This window comes from Bdellovibrio sp. MYbb2 (genome assembly GCF_056175685.1).
Genome location: NZ_JBJKJI010000001.1, coordinates 321,903 through 339,259, shown reverse-complemented (window position 1 = coordinate 339,259; position 17,357 = coordinate 321,903). Strand labels below are relative to the sequence as shown.

At 49.7% G+C, this 17,357-nt stretch carries 17 protein-coding genes and 1 tRNA gene; 10 read left to right on the top strand and 8 right to left on the bottom strand.

Annotated features, from left to right (window positions below):
• Nucleotides 1-72: 72 nt before the first annotated feature.
• The 3 genes from AC04MQ_RS01665 to infA all read left to right on the top strand — a co-directional run bounded on the left by AC04MQ_RS01665 (nucleotide 73) and on the right by infA (nucleotide 2,232).
• Nucleotides 73-1,401 carry a DEAD/DEAH box helicase gene (locus AC04MQ_RS01665; protein WP_015089506.1) on the top strand — a complete coding sequence of 443 codons (1,329 nt, stop codon included), beginning with the start codon at nucleotides 73-75 and terminating at the stop codon, nucleotides 1,399-1,401.
• A 229-nt stretch (nucleotides 1,402-1,630) separates the two neighbouring features.
• Nucleotides 1,631-1,945: an RNA recognition motif domain-containing protein gene (locus AC04MQ_RS01660; protein ID WP_015089507.1), complete on the top strand. Its 315-nt coding sequence runs from the start codon at nucleotides 1,631-1,633 to the stop codon at nucleotides 1,943-1,945.
• Between the two features lie 65 nt (nucleotides 1,946-2,010).
• The gene (gene infA, locus AC04MQ_RS01655; RefSeq protein ID WP_011162918.1) at nucleotides 2,011-2,232 is read left to right on the top strand and encodes a translation initiation factor IF-1; all 222 of its coding nucleotides are present in this window, start codon (nucleotides 2,011-2,013) and stop codon (nucleotides 2,230-2,232) included.
• A gap of 20 nt (nucleotides 2,233-2,252) precedes the next feature.
• Here infA and AC04MQ_RS01650 read toward each other — a convergent pair whose 3' ends face one another.
• Nucleotides 2,253-3,500 carry an NAD(P)/FAD-dependent oxidoreductase gene (locus AC04MQ_RS01650; protein ID WP_475390772.1) on the bottom strand — a complete coding sequence of 416 codons (1,248 nt, stop codon included), beginning with the start codon at nucleotides 3,498-3,500 and terminating at the stop codon, nucleotides 2,253-2,255.
• A 90-nt stretch (nucleotides 3,501-3,590) separates the two neighbouring features.
• Nucleotides 3,591-4,175 carry a dihydrofolate reductase family protein gene (locus tag AC04MQ_RS01645; RefSeq protein ID WP_475390770.1) on the bottom strand — a complete coding sequence of 195 codons (585 nt, stop codon included), beginning with the start codon at nucleotides 4,173-4,175 and terminating at the stop codon, nucleotides 3,591-3,593.
• A 183-nt stretch (nucleotides 4,176-4,358) separates the two neighbouring features.
• Between AC04MQ_RS01645 and AC04MQ_RS01640 the strand changes: the two genes are divergently transcribed.
• The 4 genes from AC04MQ_RS01640 to AC04MQ_RS01625 all read left to right on the top strand — a co-directional run bounded on the left by AC04MQ_RS01640 (nucleotide 4,359) and on the right by AC04MQ_RS01625 (nucleotide 10,664).
• The gene (locus tag AC04MQ_RS01640) at nucleotides 4,359-5,588 is read left to right on the top strand and encodes a DEAD/DEAH box helicase (protein WP_015089510.1); all 1,230 of its coding nucleotides are present in this window, start codon (nucleotides 4,359-4,361) and stop codon (nucleotides 5,586-5,588) included.
• Between the two features lie 65 nt (nucleotides 5,589-5,653).
• Nucleotides 5,654-7,444, top strand: coding sequence for a sensor histidine kinase (locus tag AC04MQ_RS01635; protein WP_475390768.1), 1,791 nt, complete (start codon nucleotides 5,654-5,656; stop codon nucleotides 7,442-7,444).
• Nucleotides 7,444-8,829, top strand: coding sequence for a sigma-54-dependent transcriptional regulator (locus tag AC04MQ_RS01630; RefSeq protein WP_475390766.1), 1,386 nt, complete (start codon nucleotides 7,444-7,446; stop codon nucleotides 8,827-8,829). The genes AC04MQ_RS01635 and AC04MQ_RS01630 overlap by 1 nt, the downstream gene beginning before the upstream one ends.
• Before the next feature lie 86 nt (nucleotides 8,830-8,915).
• Nucleotides 8,916-10,664, top strand: a complete 1,749-nt coding sequence (locus tag AC04MQ_RS01625; protein ID WP_475390764.1) for a DUF4153 domain-containing protein — start codon at nucleotides 8,916-8,918, stop codon at nucleotides 10,662-10,664.
• Here the strand turns inward: AC04MQ_RS01625 and AC04MQ_RS01620 are convergent.
• From AC04MQ_RS01620 to AC04MQ_RS01610, 3 genes are all read right to left on the bottom strand, one after another.
• Entirely contained in the window at nucleotides 10,659-11,009 is a 351-nt protein-coding gene (locus tag AC04MQ_RS01620) for an ArsC/Spx/MgsR family protein (RefSeq protein WP_475390762.1), read from the bottom strand. The two genes, AC04MQ_RS01625 and AC04MQ_RS01620, sit on opposite strands and share 6 nt — an antisense overlap.
• 2 nt (nucleotides 11,010-11,011) lie before the next feature.
• Nucleotides 11,012-11,563 (bottom strand): glutathione peroxidase, encoded by a 552-nt coding sequence (locus tag AC04MQ_RS01615; RefSeq protein ID WP_015089514.1) that lies wholly within the window; start codon nucleotides 11,561-11,563, stop codon nucleotides 11,012-11,014.
• 69 nt (nucleotides 11,564-11,632) lie between these two features.
• Nucleotides 11,633-12,490 carry a class I SAM-dependent methyltransferase gene (locus AC04MQ_RS01610; RefSeq protein WP_015089515.1) on the bottom strand — a complete coding sequence of 286 codons (858 nt, stop codon included), beginning with the start codon at nucleotides 12,488-12,490 and terminating at the stop codon, nucleotides 11,633-11,635.
• 149 nt (nucleotides 12,491-12,639) lie between these two features.
• Between AC04MQ_RS01610 and AC04MQ_RS01605 the strand changes: the two genes are divergently transcribed.
• The 3 genes from AC04MQ_RS01605 to AC04MQ_RS01595 are packed head-to-tail and all read left to right on the top strand — an operon-like array spanning nucleotide 12,640 to nucleotide 15,364.
• Entirely contained in the window at nucleotides 12,640-13,395 is a 756-nt protein-coding gene (locus AC04MQ_RS01605; protein ID WP_015089516.1) for an SDR family NAD(P)-dependent oxidoreductase, read from the top strand.
• Complete coding sequence (locus AC04MQ_RS01600) at nucleotides 13,392-15,032, top strand: CRTAC1 family protein (protein WP_041576830.1); 1,641 nt, start codon at nucleotides 13,392-13,394, stop codon at nucleotides 15,030-15,032. Before AC04MQ_RS01605 ends, AC04MQ_RS01600 begins: the two co-directional genes overlap by 4 nt.
• A complete protein-coding gene (locus tag AC04MQ_RS01595) occupies nucleotides 15,032-15,364 on the top strand; it encodes a nuclear transport factor 2 family protein (protein ID WP_015089518.1) in 333 nt (110 codons plus the stop codon). Before AC04MQ_RS01600 ends, AC04MQ_RS01595 begins: the two co-directional genes overlap by 1 nt.
• Nucleotides 15,365-15,562: 198 nt before the next feature.
• Here the strand turns inward: AC04MQ_RS01595 and AC04MQ_RS01590 are convergent.
• From AC04MQ_RS01590 to AC04MQ_RS01580, 3 genes are all read right to left on the bottom strand, one after another.
• Nucleotides 15,563-15,653: transfer RNA gene (locus AC04MQ_RS01590), tRNA-Ser, on the bottom strand.
• Nucleotides 15,654-15,731: 78 nt separating this feature from the next.
• Nucleotides 15,732-16,235 carry a hypothetical protein gene (locus AC04MQ_RS01585; protein ID WP_015089519.1) on the bottom strand — a complete coding sequence of 168 codons (504 nt, stop codon included), beginning with the start codon at nucleotides 16,233-16,235 and terminating at the stop codon, nucleotides 15,732-15,734.
• Nucleotides 16,232-17,341 (bottom strand): 3-oxoacyl-[acyl-carrier-protein] synthase III C-terminal domain-containing protein, encoded by a 1,110-nt coding sequence (locus tag AC04MQ_RS01580; RefSeq protein ID WP_015089520.1) that lies wholly within the window; start codon nucleotides 17,339-17,341, stop codon nucleotides 16,232-16,234. The genes AC04MQ_RS01585 and AC04MQ_RS01580 overlap by 4 nt, the downstream gene beginning before the upstream one ends.
• Nucleotides 17,342-17,357: the final 16 nt, after the last annotated feature.

The following is a 17,357-nucleotide window of genomic DNA, read 5'->3' as shown; positions in this document are numbered from 1 at the left end:
GCGGCTTTGGGCGAAGGCTTAAAGCCGCTTTTTTTTGTCTCTTTTCAACAGGTTGTGGTACACCTGCGCCCTATGAAACTGCATAATTCCCCCGTTCGCGCCAATAGCTTTCAGGATATGAACCTGGCATCCGTGTTGATGCCGGCTTTGACCAAAATGAAAATCACCAAACCGACGCCGGTGCAAAGCCAGGCGATCCCGGCAAGTCTTGATGGTTCGGATATCATCGCTATTGCTCAGACGGGCAGTGGCAAGACTTTGGCTTTTGCCTTGTCGTTGCTGACCACGTTGCAGAGAAAACCTGAGGCACGCGGTCTGATTCTGGTGCCCAGCCGCGAAATGGCCCAGCAGATTTACAAAGTCTTTCTGGAGCTTTGTGCAGAAATGCCGGTGTCGGTGTGCCTGGCCATCGGGGGCACCACGGGTTCAAAACAAGCCAACCAGCTGAAAAAAAATCCACGCCTGATCATCGCAACACCGGGTCGCATGAATGACCACCTTTCCGGCAACAAGCTGTTATTGCAGAATGTGGAAGTGATTGTGCTGGATGAAGCGGACCGTATGCTGGACATGGGCTTTGCCCCGCAGCTTCGTACCATTCAAAGCACTTTGCGTGGTCCGCGCCAGACGATGATGTTTTCGGCAAGCTTTGGTTCTAATGTTGAATCCATCGCCCAGCTGTTCATGAAACCTGATGTGGTGATGGTGCGTTCAGAAAAAGCCGAAGCGCCGGTGGAAAGCCTGAAACAAAAGGTTCTGTTCCTGGATCGCTCAATGAAAAATGACCGTTTGCTGGATGAACTCAACGCCACTCGCGGCGGGGTGATCGTCTTCACCGGCAATCAGGAAAACTGTGAAGCGGTGGGGAACTATCTGAAGGAATACGGTTTTTCGACTGATCTGATTCACGGCGGACTTTCCCAAGGGCAAAGAAACCGTGTGGTTCGTGGCTTCCGTGAAGGTGAAATCCGCATCGTGGTGGCAACAGATCTTCTGGCGCGCGGCCTGGATGTGCCGCACGTGGATCACGTGGTGAATTTTGATCTGCCTTTCCAGTCTGAGGACTTCCTGCACCGAATCGGGCGCACCGCTCGTGCGGGCCGTGGTGGTGAAGCCATCACCTTTGTCACGCCGTCAGACACGCGCATGTATACCAAAATCAAAGGCTACTTGCAGGGTGCCCAGGAAATCAAAGTCGATCCGACATTTGCCTTCATTGATCGTTCGAAAAAGTTTGATAAAAACAAGCCTGCCAAAGGCGGAGAGTCTGCACGCCGAAATTCAGCTCCTGCCGGTAAGCCCAAAAGCAAGAGTGGCAAAATCAATCCCTTTGCCGGGAAGACTGTAGCGCCCAAAAAAACATCAGGACCGAAGAAGTCAGGATTTGCGAAGAGAAAATAAATTCTGACTCGCCCCGATGAACGGCCTGCTGTATTTTGACTGATTTCTGGGTCAGTTCGGCGGTGAACGACTTGAGCTCTTACATTACATACTTTCTTCATATAAGGATTTGGCTATATCTATAGCCACTCGCGTGTGTTCTACTGAGCCCACACTGTCGTTCACATAGTTCATTAGATGTCCTTTTGTCTTCTGCGAATGGCCCCCAAGCTTTTAACGGAGGCAAAAAATGGGAAAAAAAATTTACGTCGGCAATCTTTCTTTCAATGTCGATCAAGATCAACTTAATCAGGTTTTTGCAGAATTCGGAACTGTTGATACGGTCAACGTGATCACCGATCGTGAAACGGGTCGCAGCAAAGGTTTCGCTTTTGTTGAAATGTCCACTGAAACTGAAGCTCGTGCTGCCATCGAGAAATTGAACGGTATGGATCTGGCAGGGCGTGCAATGAATATTTCTGAAGCTAAACCACAAGAGCCACGCTCTGGTGGCGGTCCTCGTCGCAATGGCGGCGGTTTCGGCGGCTCTCGCCGTTCTTACTAAGATTACCTTGGGAAGGCCGGTCCCCTAAAAAAGACCGGCTTTTTTATTTCAATGCAGGGAGGCCTATGGCGAAGGACGATTTGGTAAGCATCGACGGAAAAGTGTCAGACATGTCCGGCGGGGGTGTTTATTTCATCACTCTTGATAACGGAGTCGATATCCGCGCACGTTTGTGCGGGAAAATGAAAAAGTTCAGAATCAAAGTTGTGGTCGGTGACCGTGTCACTGTGGGGTTGTCCCCTTATGATCCAACCCATGGACTTATCACTCATCGCTTTAAGGCCTGAGTAAAAAACGCGAATCGAATTTAGAAACGATTCGCGTTTACAACGGACATATCAATAAACGGTTTCTTGCCTTCGACAAGATCTGCAACCAGCAGTCCCGTACCAGCACCGCTTTGCAGCCCCAGCATCTGGTGGCCTACAGCCAAAACCAGATTGTTCAAATTCTGATGATAGCCAATCAAAGGCACGCCATCCGGAGTGCACGGACGAAGTCCCGCCCACAGTTCCTGAACCTGAAGGTCGTCGGGAAGATGCAAAAATTCTTTCGCACCTTTTTTAATGCTTTCAACTCGTCTTTGGGTGATCGTAAAATCCTGATCCACCAGTTCCAGAGTGCCTGCGATACGCAGTGTGTTTTCGCGCGGGGTGATCGCGATCTTTTTTTCCACCAGCATGATCGGGTACTGCGGCTGCTTTTCCAAAGTCGGAACGATCATCGCGTAACCTTTACCGCCCAGAATCGGCACACGCAGGCGCATCATCCTGGCCATGGATTTGGACCAACTGCCGGTCGCCATGACAATCTGCTTGGCACGAATGGTGCCTTGGGATGTTTTTACAGATTCAATGCGGTTGCCGGAAATTTCCATATCCTGCAGCTCGCAGTTTTCTAAAATTTCGCCGCCGTGTTGGCGGATCTCTTTCGCCAGTGCCTGAACCACCAGATAGGGTTCGGCCATGGCTTCTTTATCAAAGTAAACTCCGCCCAAAAGGGGAGCTTTCAACGCGGGCTCCATCTGCTGGATGTCGTCGCCATTCAAAATCTTGCCGGTAACGCCGATGTCTTTGACGTATTCCAGTTCCTCAACGGCAGCGGCCACGCCGGCTTGGGTGCGGCTGACCATCATCAGACCTTTTTGCTGGAAACGGGTTTCCGGATAAAGCCGTCCCAGTTTTTCATATTCAGTCAGGCTTTTCTGGGAAAGCACCACCAGGGCATCCACCGCGCGGCGGGCCTGGGTGGCGTTCATGTTCTTCATAAAGTGGTACATCCAGGTGGCCAGATCCAAAGACAAAGAAGGTTTGATATAAAGAGGACCCTCGGGATTCAGCAGCCACTTCATTGATTTTATCAGCATGCCCGGCATTGGCAGAGGCATGGCAAAACAAGGAGTCATCCATCCGGCATTGCCGTAAGAGCAGCCTTTACCCACGGTGCCTTTGTCAATCACACACACTTTGGCGCCACGACGAGAAAGTTCCGCACCCACCGACACACCAATTATGCCGGCGCCCACGACCAGAATATCCACTTCTTTATTTTGCATTTCTACATTTGATAAAGTTTCGTCCTCAAAAGCAAGTAGGGCTGGGCCATTAGAGAGCCGGTTGCGAGAAAATTCCTAATAAGTTCAGGCCTAGTGCAGGCCTTCTTGTGCTTGAGTGGGACGGTAGCGCAGAAACACGTTGCCATTTTTGAAGCTGCGGCATTCAACAAGCTTCAGGTCACGACGGGACTTCAAACCGTCAAACTGCGAACGGCCCGAGCCCAGAATCAGCGGCAGCACCACCACTGAATATTCGTCCACCAGATTGGCTTCCGCCAGTTGGGCGACCAGGCTGCCGCTGCCTAATATGGCGATATCCGGGCCATTTTGTTTTTTTAGCTTCTTGATTTCGCTGATCAGATCACCTTTGATCAGCTCTGAATTTTCCCAAGTGACTTCGTTCAGGCTTCTTGAAACGACGTACTTTTTCATGCGGTTCATGCCTTCGGCGATTTCGGGCATGGCCTCTTTCGCAGCAGAGGTGGGCCAGAAGCTGGCCATCATTTCGAATGTTTTTCGTCCAAACAGCAGAGCGCCGCCCCCTTTGGCGTTTCCGGCAACGAAGGCGGTGAATTCGTCGTCCTGTTCCTGATTGTGGGCCCAGCTCATGTCCGAGTTTTTATCTGCAAAATAGCCGTCCATTGAGACGGAATTAAAGACGGTGATAGTGCGCATGGGGGCCTCCTTGTACCAGTTTATCTTAAGGCCGATTGGGGGTTTTGAAACCCTGCAATTTGTCATGTCGATTTAAGGCCCGTTTGAAGGGTAAATTCTGGAAATTTCTTCCTTTTTTCAATTAAAAGTCCCGCTTTTTTGGGCCCTGTGGTACATGCTTCGTTTAATTCCAAGAGGTCCCCCGTGAAGTTTGAAAAGTTCCATTTGTCTGAAGATTTGCTGCGTAACCTGAACGACAATGGTTTCTTCAGAACCACCGACATCCAGTACAAAGCCATTCCGTCCATTTTGAAGGGCGAGGATGTTCTGGCGATTGCCCAGACCGGAACCGGGAAGACCGCAGCTTTTGCTATTCCAATCATCAATATGATCCACACGGAAAAAAGCAGCAAACGCGCTATCGGGATCAAATGTCTGGTATTGGTGCCAACTCGTGAACTGGCTCAGCAGATCGGCGAGGTTTTCAACAAGCTTTCCAAGCACACCAAGGTGAAGCCATTTGCTTTGATTGGTGGCGTGGAGCAAGACGCCCAAATTCAGAAGCTTCAGGATGGTATTGATATTCTGATTTCGACTCCGGGTCGTATGTTTGACCTGATTGCCCAGGGGCATGTGGATATCAGCCGTATTGAAACTTTGGTGCTGGATGAAGCCGATCACATGCTGGATCTTGGTTTCATCGACGACATCACTTCCGTGAAGCGCAAGCTGACGAAGCGTCACCAGACGCTGTTCTTCTCTGCGACTATCAATCCGGAAATCAAGAAGCTTGCGTTCTCTCAAGTTCGCAGCAGTGCGATTCGTATTCAGATTTCTCCGGAAGATCCGGTTTCTAAAAACATCACGCACTCTGTGATGTTTGTGGAAATGGATGACAAACGCTTCTTCCTGGCCGAGTACCTGCGCCAGAATGCTGACGGCAAGTTCATCATCTTCGTCAGAACCCGCGTGCGCGCAGAACGTGTTGCGAAAGCTCTGGCCCGTGTTGAGGTCCAGTCTTTGACCCTGCATGGGGAAAAGGATCAGACCGACCGTGCTGAGGTGATGAAGACCTTCCGTAAAGGTGACTGCAAAGTTCTTATCGCCACAGACTTGAGTGCTCGTGGTATCGACATCCCGGATGTCACTCATGTGATCAACTATGATCTTCCTGAAAAGCCAGCCAACTATGTCCATCGCATCGGGCGCACCGGACGCGGCTTTAACAAGGGCGTGGCGGTTTCTTTCTGCAGCAACGAGGAAAAACCTTTGCTGGAAGAAATTCAGGCACTTTTGAACAAGACCATCGAAGTGATCAAGGTCAGCAAGTCCGACTATGAAATCATCGCGTCCCAGCCGGAACACGAGCTGAGCCTGCAAGAGATCATCGAGGCTGCCGAGGCGTCCATGAAGCCTCGTAAGAAACGCAAGTAAGCCGCATATTGTTTTGACATAAAAGGCTCATGTTTTAAGATCAATTCATGAGTCGAATTTCCCAAATGAGCTTTTCTAAAAAGATCTTTCTGGCAATCTTTGGGACGGCCGTCTTTTCCGCACTGACGGTGTGTCTGGTCCTGAACACCGCCCTTTCCAGTCATCGTATCACCGAATTTGAAGAATCCTACATCGATCACATGAATCTATTGGCAGGAACCCTGGTGCGCCTTGAGGGGGATCAGGCCAAGCTTGCCATGAACAATCTTTTGGAAGACATGATCCATCACGATGTGGACAATCTGAATGTGGAGCTGTTCGGCCCGGAAAACGAAAATCTGGGCAAGGTGACAAGACCCGAGTTTGAACCGACATTTGATTCCGCCGAAATGGTGTCCAAAGCCGATGGGGCCTACTGGCGTGATGGGCGTATGGTGGTTCTGACTTCGCTTGAAGACAAAAGTGGCAAAGAATACCGACTGGTGACGACAATCTCGGCGGCGACCATTGAAAAAGAACTCAATCGAATCAAGTACACGCTGCTGGGAACCGCGGCGGCGTTGATCCTGTTTTCGTTGTGGCTGTCCCGTGTTTTGACCAGAACTTTGTTGCGCAAGGTGAATGCGATTTACACCTTGCTGGCTGAAATCACGCAGACTCAGGATTATTCCAAACGAGTGAATGTCGCTGGTGAAGAATCCGGCGAGGGCCCCGGCCGGAACTCCAGGGACGAGTTGGATGGCTTGGGCCGAAATCTGAATCACATGCTTCAGGCGTTGCAGGCCAGCCAGTCCCGTTTGCTGGAAGCCGAGCGCGACAAGGCCCGCAGCCAGGTGGCGGCGCAGGTGGCGCATGATATTCGCAGTCCGCTGATGAGCATGAACATGGCGCTCAGCCAGATTGAAAATGCCCCGATGGAGCCTTTGGCAATTCTGAAAAGCGCCGTGGCACGTGTTGCAGGCATCGTACAGAAACTGTCCGCTTCGATTGCAAAACAGGATCAGGAATCCGGGGTGGAAGCTCCGAAGCTGACGTTGGTGGAGCCTTTGATTGCCAGTGTGGTGAACGAACACAGTGTGCGACTGAAGCCGGTACAGGAGCTGACCCTGACAGGGGTTTCGCCTTTGCCTGAAATCTGGAGTGTCCTGCAGGTCAATGAACTTCAGGCCGCTATTTCAAATCTGATCAATAATGCTTTTGAAGCCGGCGCCACCAAGGTGGATCTGGTTCTGGGCGCGGAAGGCAAAAAGTGGACTTTGCAGATTCGCGACAATGGCAAAGGCATTCCGGCAGCGATTCTTGAAAAGATCTTTGAGCGCAGTTTCACCTCGGGGAAAGCCGGAGGTTCGGGCTTGGGTCTGTTCCAGGCCAAAGCCGCGATCGAGTGGACAGGCGGGACTTTGGAAGTTTCAACGGTCGAGGGCGAGGGAACTGTCTTTACCATGAAAGTTCCCAAAGAAAAGAACCCGGCGTGGCTGGCTCCATCCATTGAAATTGCCTTAGATCAAAAGATCTTCTTTGTTGATGATGATCTGAACGTACTAAGTGCATGGCAGGCCAAGGCTGCGGCCTTGGGGTTGACTGCGGCGGCGTTTTACAGCTCCGTGGATAAGTTCCTGGCCGAGGTGCCGGTGACTTCCTTGCCGGAGTCTGCTTTGTTGATCATCGATCAGAATCTGAATGGCAGCAAAACGGGTCTTGAGATTTTAGAACAGGTGGCGCTCGCTAAAAGAGCGTACCTGTGTACTTCTGAATTTGACGAAAAATGGGTGCAGGACCGTGTTCGTAAGTTGAATGTTCACCTGATACCCAAGCCTTGGATTTCACAATTTGAACTTAAAGTAAGGACTTCCTAATGCGTATTCTGATTGTTGACGACGAAACACTTGTTCGTAAAACCATGCAATCTCAGATTCCCACCAGTCATGCGGTGACATTGGCGGACTCTATGGAAGAGGCCGTGGATGTATTGGATAAGCAGATTATTGATCTGGTTTTCACGGACCTGTCTTTGGATGAATCCGCAGAACGCCAGGGGATTGAGCTGATTCAGCATATTTCAAAACACTATCCAAGTACGGTGGTGGTGGCGATGACCGGTCATGATGAATCTCATCTGGTTGAGGCCTGCATGAAGGCCGGAGCGGTTGATTATCTGGTGAAGCCCTTTGATGGCAAAGTGCTGACGCAAGTTCTGCGCAAAGCCCCGGTACTGCACCGCCTGCTTCGTCGCAATCAGACCTTGAAGCATCAGGCGGGATCAAAGCTTGTTTCGCACATTAACTTATACACCAAGTCCCCGGCGTTTAAGGCCGTGATCGACACGGCCAAAAAAATCCGTGGCTCTGGTCAATCGGTTCTGATTCGTGGTGAATCCGGTTCAGGTAAAGAAGTGATGGCGCAGTATTTGTGGAGTCTTGAAAACGATGATTCCCGTCCGTTCATCGCGGTGAACTGCGGTGCGATTCCGTCCCATCTGGCGGAATCCGAGTTGTTCGGTCATAAAAAAGGGGCGTTCACCGGGGCCACGGAATCCCGCGCGGGTAAGTTTGAAAGTGCCGATGGCGGGGATTTGTTCCTGGATGAATTGGCAACCCTCAGTCAAGACTTGCAGGTGAAACTGCTGCGCGCTTTGAGCAGCGGTGACATTTATCCGGTAGGGCAGGACTTCGGCAAAAAAGTAAACTGCCGCACGATTGCCGCCACCAATGAAAACCTGGAAGAAATGATCGCGGATAAGAAATTCCGTGAAGATCTGTTTTTCCGTATCAAAAAGTTCACGATCACTTTGCCGCCGCTTCGTCAGCGTAAAGAGGACATTCTGGATCTGGCGAACGAATTCCTGCGTGCGGGTAACTATGGGGATAAGTCCTTTAGTAAAAAGGCTGAAGAACTTTTGCTGACGTATTCCTGGCCGGGGAATATTCGTGAATTGAAATCTGCGATTGAAGTGGCATGTGTCCTGGCTGAAGACAATGAAATCCAGGTATCAGATCTGACCCCGCACCTTGTGCAGTCGGCTCCGGTATACGAAGAAGTTATCAAAAGCTCTTCTGTGGCAGAGATTGACGAAGCCGCACTGGAAGGGCGTTACAGCCACGTGGTGTCCGAATTTGAATTGAAGCTGATTGATTTTGCGCTGAAGAAAAAAGGCTCAGAATCCGCAGCCGCAAGATATCTGGGTATTCCACGCAGTACTTTGGGTGATATCCGTCGTCGTTTGGCGGGGATCAAGAAGTAGTCAAAAGGAAGTGCAGCGTCTCTATTGTTGGTCCGGACTAATCAGAAGTTAGTTGACTATGCTAAAGGCTTTTTTAGTCTTTATAAATGATCAAAAATTTAAGATCCGAAGTAGCGAACTATATCCGAGAAAATCCCACGCTGATTCTGTTTTCGTTGGCAGGCACACTGTTTTTGGCGGTTTTACTTCATCAAGACTCCGAGAGTGCTAGAAAGTTTTTGGAACCGGCGCTTTACGGGTTTTTATTGGGCCTTCCTGTCTGTTTGGGGGCTGGCTATCTCTCAGAAGGCCGCAAAATTTCGCGGGGATTACTTCCTGCTGCTTTGACGGCAGTTTTTGTTTTCGGCTACCTGATGTCGTACTATCTGGGATATCTACCATGTTTGCAGGCGCACGTCGGTTTCGCAGCTTATTTACTTTTGCTGTTAACACCGCCAGCGGTTCGAAGAGACGAATCGGTTGGTTTTCATTGGCTGATCTTCGTATTGTATGCCCTTGGTCTAAGTATTTCGATCAGTTCGGTGCTTTTGGGCCTCTTGGCGTTTTTGCTGTGGGTTGTTAAAGAGCTCTTTGCCTGGGAGTTGCCGAAGTTAATCGAAAAACTTGGGCTGGCGGCGTTGTGTATTTTTCTTCCAGTTAACCTATTTGCTCACTTTAAGCCTGAAGCTGCAAAAGTTGCAGCTCTTCGATACTCACTGGAGGGGCTTGTCGAAAGAGTTGTTCGTCTTCTGTTTATTCCGGTAATGATCGTTTATCAGATCGTACTATTAATCTATTCATTGAAAATATTGATAGTATTTGAATTGCCCCAAGGGATGGTGAGTAGGCCCATTGCAGTAGCGTATTTGATCTTTTTTTCCATCAATTCTTATCTTGAGTCCCAAGGACGTAGTGATGAGGGTATTTGGCGATACCGTCGCTTATTCAATTTGGCATTTGCACCTCTTTTTATAATGATGCTGATCGGGATCGCAAAAAGAATTAGTGACTATGGGTTTACACCGGACAGAGTCTATTTGGTTTTTATATTTACCGTTATGGTATTTAGTTGGCTCCTGCGCTTGATTTATAGCAAGACTGAGATACGAAAGGTGATTGCGCTGGCGGCAGTGTTGTTGTTGATTACGTCATTGGGGCCAATGAGTCCTTCTGCAATTTCAGTTCAAAGTCAAAGCTCTCGATTCTTGAGTCTATTGCAGAAATACCGTGATAGCTATCAGACGTTAAGTGAATTTAAAATTTCAGAGTGGGAAAGGTTGGATATTGACCGGGCAAGTTCGGCATTGCAAGTGATCGTGCGTTTTAAGGCAGTTGATGTTTTAGAAAAAAAGGGCCTTGAAAGGGGGATCTTCATAAAACGTCCCAATGAAGAGAAGATGTCTTTTGGAATAGTTCCGGACCTTCAAGATCAACTGTTCAGAATGAATCGTGCTCGTGGGTATGGAAAGGCAAGGTACTCGAATGGAAAACGTTCTTGCAGAATTTTTAATGTTTATCATGAATACAGGGAACGATCATTCAATGTTAGTGGCTATGACTACTTAATGGAAGTGTCAGAAGGTCATAGAACAATACCGGGTACAAAGGACTCCATTCGTGTCGACATGAGAGCCGGACGTGTATTCCTTTTTGTGGGTGGAGAAGAAGAATTAATTTTTGATTACGCGGCAAAGGTTAGAGAGCAGGCAGATATCTTGGGTGCTGATTCTGCTGCGCGTCCGATAGAGATGGAAGGCAGAGTTGGTCACTATAAAGTAAAGATGCAAATTATTTATGCCGCTTTGGACTGTGAAGAATCTAGCTTCTCTTCTGTTCTATATTTAAAGTTTTTATAGAACCTGCAGAAGAAGTCCCTGAATCTTTTCAAAAGGACGTCCGATGGCAGCGGCTTTGCTGCCAATCAGAATTGGGCGCTCCAGCAATCGCGGTGTTTTCACCAGATTATGAATCACTTCCTCGGTACTATTCACATCAAAGGGCGCCTCGGTGAAGAGGGCCTCTTTTGTGCGCACCAAGCTCGACACCGGAGTGTCGAGCTTTTGGATGAGCGAGCGCAGTTCGGCTTCGTTTAAGGGGTTCTCAAGGTACTTGCGCACCTCAAGTCCTTCGATGGAACGAAGGGCTTCGATCGCCTCGCGGCTTTTACTGCAGCTGGGATTGTGAAGCAGAACCCACGTCATGATTAGCGAGCCAGCTCGGCTTCAATCGCTTTTACGATTGTTGGATCTTCCGGAGTCATGTCTGGCGCAAAACGCGCCACCACGTTGCCGGTTTTGCCGATCAGGAATTTTTCAAAGTTCCACATGATGTCAGAAGGACCACCGGAAAGAAGGCCGTGTTCTTCCAGAACAGACTTCAATTTGCCGCCTGGAACTTGTTGCGCTGCTGGTTGCAGGGAAGTCAGTTGCTGGTACAGCGGATGTTGGCCTTCGCCCTTAACAACCATTTTTGCAAAAACCGGGAACTTCACGCCGAATTGAGTGCGGCAGAACTCCTGAATTTGTTCGTTTGTGCCGGGCTCTTGTGCGCCGAACTCGTTCGCCGGGAAAGCCAGAACACGCAGTCCTTGGGATTCATATTTCTCGTGAACTTTTTCAAGCCCCTCGTACTGCGGAGTCAATCCGCATTCAGAAGCCACGTTCACAACCAGCAAAACTTTGCCGTTGAAAGCAGACAAGGTGGATTTTTTGCCGTCAGCAGTGTCGAACTGAATTTGATCAAGAGAAGTGCTCATAAGGAATCCTTTCTGAATGAAGTCCTTGGATAGCGAAGATCTATCCAATTTCCCCAAGCAGGTAAAGAGCTAAGTTTGGGCGACCAGGAACTCTTCGCCTTTGGAAGGTTCCAGCCCGTCAGTACGGCCCTTGAAGTACTTTTCAATGATCTGCTCGCGGGACACGTGCTTGGCATTGGGGAATCCTGCCTGCAAAGCCAGTGCGGTCATTTCTGCGGGGCGGAAGAAGCTAATGAAAGGCGTTCCCGCGGCTTTGGCTTTTTCATAAACCATTTGGTGGCCGGGGCGCTCTTCCGGATCAATCAAATCTAGCGGCACCATGTAAGTCATTGCAAGCGTTGAACCTTTCGCGAACTGAGAGACCTCGCGTAGGGTTTCTTTGTTCGCCGCCAGGGTCAGATACATGGTTACGCCGGTAGAGGCAATCACCGCCGGTTTGCCGGGATTGAAGCCATGTTGAATCAATTTTTCTGTCCAGGATTCTCCGGCTTCAAAGTCGACGGGCACGAACTGCAGATGGCCTATGGTGTCCAAGCGGGTTTCTTGCAGGCGTTTCTTTTTCCAGGCCTGGGTTTCAGGCTGATCGATTTCAAAGATGCGAACTTTGTCAGCCACTTGCGGGTGGCGTTGCGCGAAGGTGTCCAGGCCCGCTCCAAGAATCACATACTGATCCACACCATTTTTTATTTGCTCTAACACCAGATCTTCAAGAAATCTTGCGCGTCCTACGATAGAGGCGCGGTAGCCTTTTGTTCCCATCGGGTGCATGTCACCGCGTTTTTGCCAGCCCTCTTCCGGAGCGATCAGTTTCAATCCCACGTCATCATTGAACACCGGGGGATAAGCATCCAGCTGTAGATGGATGGCGCGCCACAAAGCTACGCGAACTGCCGTATGATCAGGGATGGTTTTTGGTGGATTCTTCATGGGAGTTCTCCTGGATCAAGACTAGCACGGGAATTTAATGGCGGTCTATGGTCCAGCTGATGCATTCAGTTTGTATTTAGTGTTTCCAATTCTGGACCTGCTTTCCTGTCGCTCTTGCTGAACTCCGGACGGGAATCCATAATTATATTATGGATTTATTTATCATTACCGGCGGTTCCAAGGGACTGGGGGAGCAGGTGTGTCTGCAAGCTCTTGAAAAAGGGCATCAGGTCATCAACCTTTCGCGTTCTCGTCCAAATATCAAATCTTCAAGATTCAGACATATCACGGCGGATTTCAGCCATGGTCTTAAGGTGATTCAGAAAATTGAATCGGTTCTTCAGAATGTGGACTTTTCTGATTTCAAAAAGATTCATCTGATTAACAATGCAGCGCTGATCAATCCGGTGGGCTCACTGCCGGATTTGAATCCGACCGAGATGAATACTCATCTGGTGACTAATTTGATTTCTCCGCTGTTGCTTTCACAAGCGTGCGCTCGGATAGCTACCGAAGAAAAAGTACCTTTGACGATCTTTAACATCGGATCAGGGGCCTCATTCCGTCCGATTGCTGGTTGGTCGATGTATTGTTCTTCCAAAGCGGGTCTGAAAATGTTTACCGAAAACACCGCTCTGGATTTACAAACTGCCAAGAACAAGAAAATCAAAATCTATCATTTCAGCCCCGGTGTTCTGGATACCCAGATGCAGCAGACCATTCGTGGATTTAAAAAGAAGGATTTCCCGGATGTGGCGAACTTCAAAAAGATGAAAGCCGATCATCAGCTGCGCGATCCGGCGGATGTGGCCTTTCTGGTTGTTAAATTCTGCTTGGCTGCTCAAGCGGCTAAGAAATTTTCCTGCCTGATCTCGGTTCAGGATTTAGAAGGGTCTTTGAAATGAATCGGATTTTCTTCTGTGCGTCAGTGATCGCAGCATGTTTTCTGGTGGGCTTTCAGGTTTCGCATCCGGGAGGATCATCAGAAGCGGAAAATGCGGATTTAAGCTCTACGGCGTCTCAGTTTCAGGATGTGACCGAGTCTTCAGGTATCCCGAAAGTTCATTCAGGCACAATTGTGTTTGGTGACTATGATGCTGATGGCTGGGTGGATATGCTGGCGGCGGGAAGACTTTTCCGCAACGTCAGTAATGGCAGCAACATCCGTTTTGACGATGTGACTAATACTGCTGGCATTTTGGATTTAAAAGGGGCGCCGCTGTTTGTGGATATCGACAACAATGGTTTGTTGGATATTCTGACCACCAAGGGACAGGCCTTTGTGCAAGTGTCTGCGGGGCGCTTTGCGGAATCTTCCAGGGCTTTAAAGTTTGAAATTCCAGAGCACGCTCATGATTTGGCCATTGTTGACGTTAATAAAGACGGTCTGATGGATGTGCTTGTTGGTTTTGCTGAACCCAAATTCGGTGATCCATTGCTGCCAGCAAAGATGTTTTTGAATATCAAGGGCAAGCAGTTCCTGGATGCAACGCCCACGGTGTTCGCACAGAATCCCAATTACCTGCGAGGTATCGCAGTTGCTGATTATGATAACAACGGACAGACAGATGCTTATTTCTCGAACTACCGTCTGCGACCGAACAACTTTTACACCTTGAATCCGACGATCATGGTGGATAAAGCTCCGCTGCTGAATGTTCAAGGGGCGCACGATCCGAAGAAGTTCTATGACAATAACCGCAAGGCCTACTATGGGCCTCAGTATGGGCATACCATTGCTTCAATCTGGGCGGACCTTGATAATGATGGCAATCTGGATTTGTGGGTTTCCAATCTAGTGCATAAGTTTGTCGGCATAAATCCAAAGAATAACACCTTTGATCAGCGCGGTTACCTGTGTGACGATTCAAAAATATATCGCAACACCGGACATCCGTCCTATCGGTTGGTTGATGTCAGAGCAGAATCTGGCATTCCCTATCGCCCGATCGGGGATTTCTCGAAATATAAAGGGGATGAGTTGTGGGCGCAGACCACGGCTGCGGACTTTGATAACGACGGCCTGCTCGATGTTTACATCAGTCAGGTTTATGATTTGGCCTACTCGTATTCAGTACTTTACAAAAACACTGGCAACTTCAAGTTTCAAGAGGTCAGCGCGGTTCACGGGACTCGTGTCTTTGACAGTTATGCGGCGGCTTGGGCAGATCTGAATAACGACGGCAAGATGGATCTGGTTCAGTCAGGCAGAGCGAAGAACAAGGAAGCTCCGGCCATCCGAGTTTTGCAAAACGTGATGGGGGATGCAAACAACTATCTGCGCGTGCAGATCAAGGGCACTCGTTCGGGGACTCAGGCCGTGGCAGCCCAGGTGCGGGTTTATCATTCGAGTGGCGTGTTCTTGCGTCAGGTTGATGGTGTGGCCGGGACGATGAATCAGCAGAATGATCCGACTTTGCATTTCGGGTTGGGGCAGGTGAAGGATATTTCCAGGGTGGAAGTTCGCTGGCCATCGGGGAAGGTTCAGGTCCTTGATAATGTTTCTGTGGATAGCACTTTGAAGATTGAGGAGCCTCGCTAATGACAACCGAACAACGAGTCGCATTGGTTCAGGGGCAGCTAGAGGCTTACAACGCCCGGGACATTGAAAAGTTCTGTTCGTTCTATCATGCCGACGTGACGGCGTATCGCCTGGGACAGGACGTGCCGTTCATGGTCGGGATGGAGGCTTTTCGTAAAAGTTACGGCGAGAAGTTTAAGAATACCCCGGATCTGCATTGCACTTTGAAAAGTCGGATTGTTTTGAGTGGGAAGGTCTTGGATGAAGAGTCCGTGGTTCCCAGTGGGTCGCATGTTGTGGCGATTTATGATTTTAAGGATGGGTTGATTAAGGATATTTGGTTTGTGTATTGAGCCTAGAGAGATTGGCTGCGCCCATCCTGGGCTTGGTCGCTGCGCGACTGTTGGCTGATGCCAACACCTAAAAAGCGGCTTCGCCGTCGCGCTGAAGCGCGATCGCGTCGTGCGCCTTTGTACGAACTCTGTCGTTCGAATCGGGCCGACGTTCATTGTCTCTAGTTTAAATTTTATGGCTTAGTTTTTTGGAATAAATGGCGGAGAGAGAGAGATTCGAACTCTCGGTAGGCTTGTGACCTACACACGCGTTCCAGGCGTGCGCCTTCAACCACTCGGCCACCTCTCCGCAAACAGGAACGTAAAGAGAAGCCAAAGTATCATAGCGCAACGCGGCAATGCAAGGACTTGTACCAAAAAAAGGGGTCTATTCTCCGAAGTATTCGTACAGATCTTCCTGTCGAACCCGGGCGTAGTGGGCCTTTTGCTTGGCTTTGCGGGCTTGAACCTCCACAAAGTTCCAATAAACCACCTGATAAATCAAAAAGACGAAGATTCCTCCGGCCACGGCCAGGAACAGCGGGCGATTGTCTTCCCATTCGGCCATTCCGGTGAATAGCACCAGCGGATGCATCAGAAACAGAACCGCATGCAGCCACATTTCTTCGGCTGAACAGTATTTGCGGTGAATCCATTCATCCTTGGTCACCAGCACGCAGGAAAGCCCCGCCATGATATAGTAAATCACTTCCGTGGTCGGAGTTCGCTGCACGAAGGCCAGAAACAGCAGGCAGGCGATCACGGACATGGTGTCGATGGGGTGCCCGATGCGTTCCCACCGCGGCAGTCCGCGTTTGCGGTGAAAAACGAATTCATCAAATAAAATTGCAGCCCCTTGAATACCCGATACAACCAAAAAAGCGCTGATCATAGTTTCTCCATCAAACTTCCGCACACAGTAAGTCCGGGACCAAATGCATAACTGATGATCGGTGTGCCCGACGGAACGCTGTCGTCGCGAAGAATCTGCTCCCACAAATGCGGAAGCGTCGCTGACGACATGTTGCCGCGCTGGCGAAGCAGCGAGCGGCTGTGGGCCACTTGTTCTTCCTTCAGCTCAAGATGCTTCACCACCTGATCGATGATCTTGGGACCGCCGGGGTGAACTGCGAACAGACCATTTTTAACTACGTGAGAAAGATCGTACCCGCGTTCCGCCAGCCAGCGAGTGGTAAAGTCGCGGATCTTATCCCCCACCATCATCGGCACATCTTTCGACAGGCTCATTTTCATGCCCCAGTCCGACACCATCCATTCCATTGCCGCTGTGGTGTTGGGAATCAGTTCTTCATACAGCGACAGAACTTTAAACCCCTGCTTTGGCTGCTGACTGGACATCGAGTAGGCGATACAGCCATCCGCGAACAGACTTTGAATCACCATTTGTTCCAGCGTCGGATCTTCCGGATTCAAATGCAGACTGCACAGTTCGGTGTGCACCAGATCCACGGTCAGTTTTTTTCCCAGAATATTTTCATTCGCCAGAAAGCCCGAAGCCATGCGCAGGGCGGGGAAGGCTCCGTAACATCCCATGTGATAGGAATGGGTGACGGTGACTGGTTTAGGCGCCTTCACCGCGGTCATCTGTGCGGCACTGGGCGAGATGTATCCGGTGCAGCTGACGTGAATCAGATCATCAGGAAAGGTGCGCTCTGAATAGATGCGCTCAAAAAGTTCTTTCACAGTTTTATGATAGTATTCGTGGCGCATGTGCATGCTGACGCCGTGAGAACTGGATTTGACCGGATAGATCGGTTTGTCATCCCAGTTGGAACGTTCCACATCCGGAATGAAGAAATACCTTTTTTCGATTTGGGTTTCCGGGCAGCCCACTCGTTGCAGCATCTTCAGGTAGTCCTCTTGCGAGTACCCCTGATTCTTTTGTGCCAGCTTGTGGGCTTCGGAAAGCCACTCAAGGCATTCCTTCTGGTTTTTTTCATATGGCGGCTGAATGGAGTGGAAGTTTTGTAAGTACATGTCTTGAGGCTAAGGA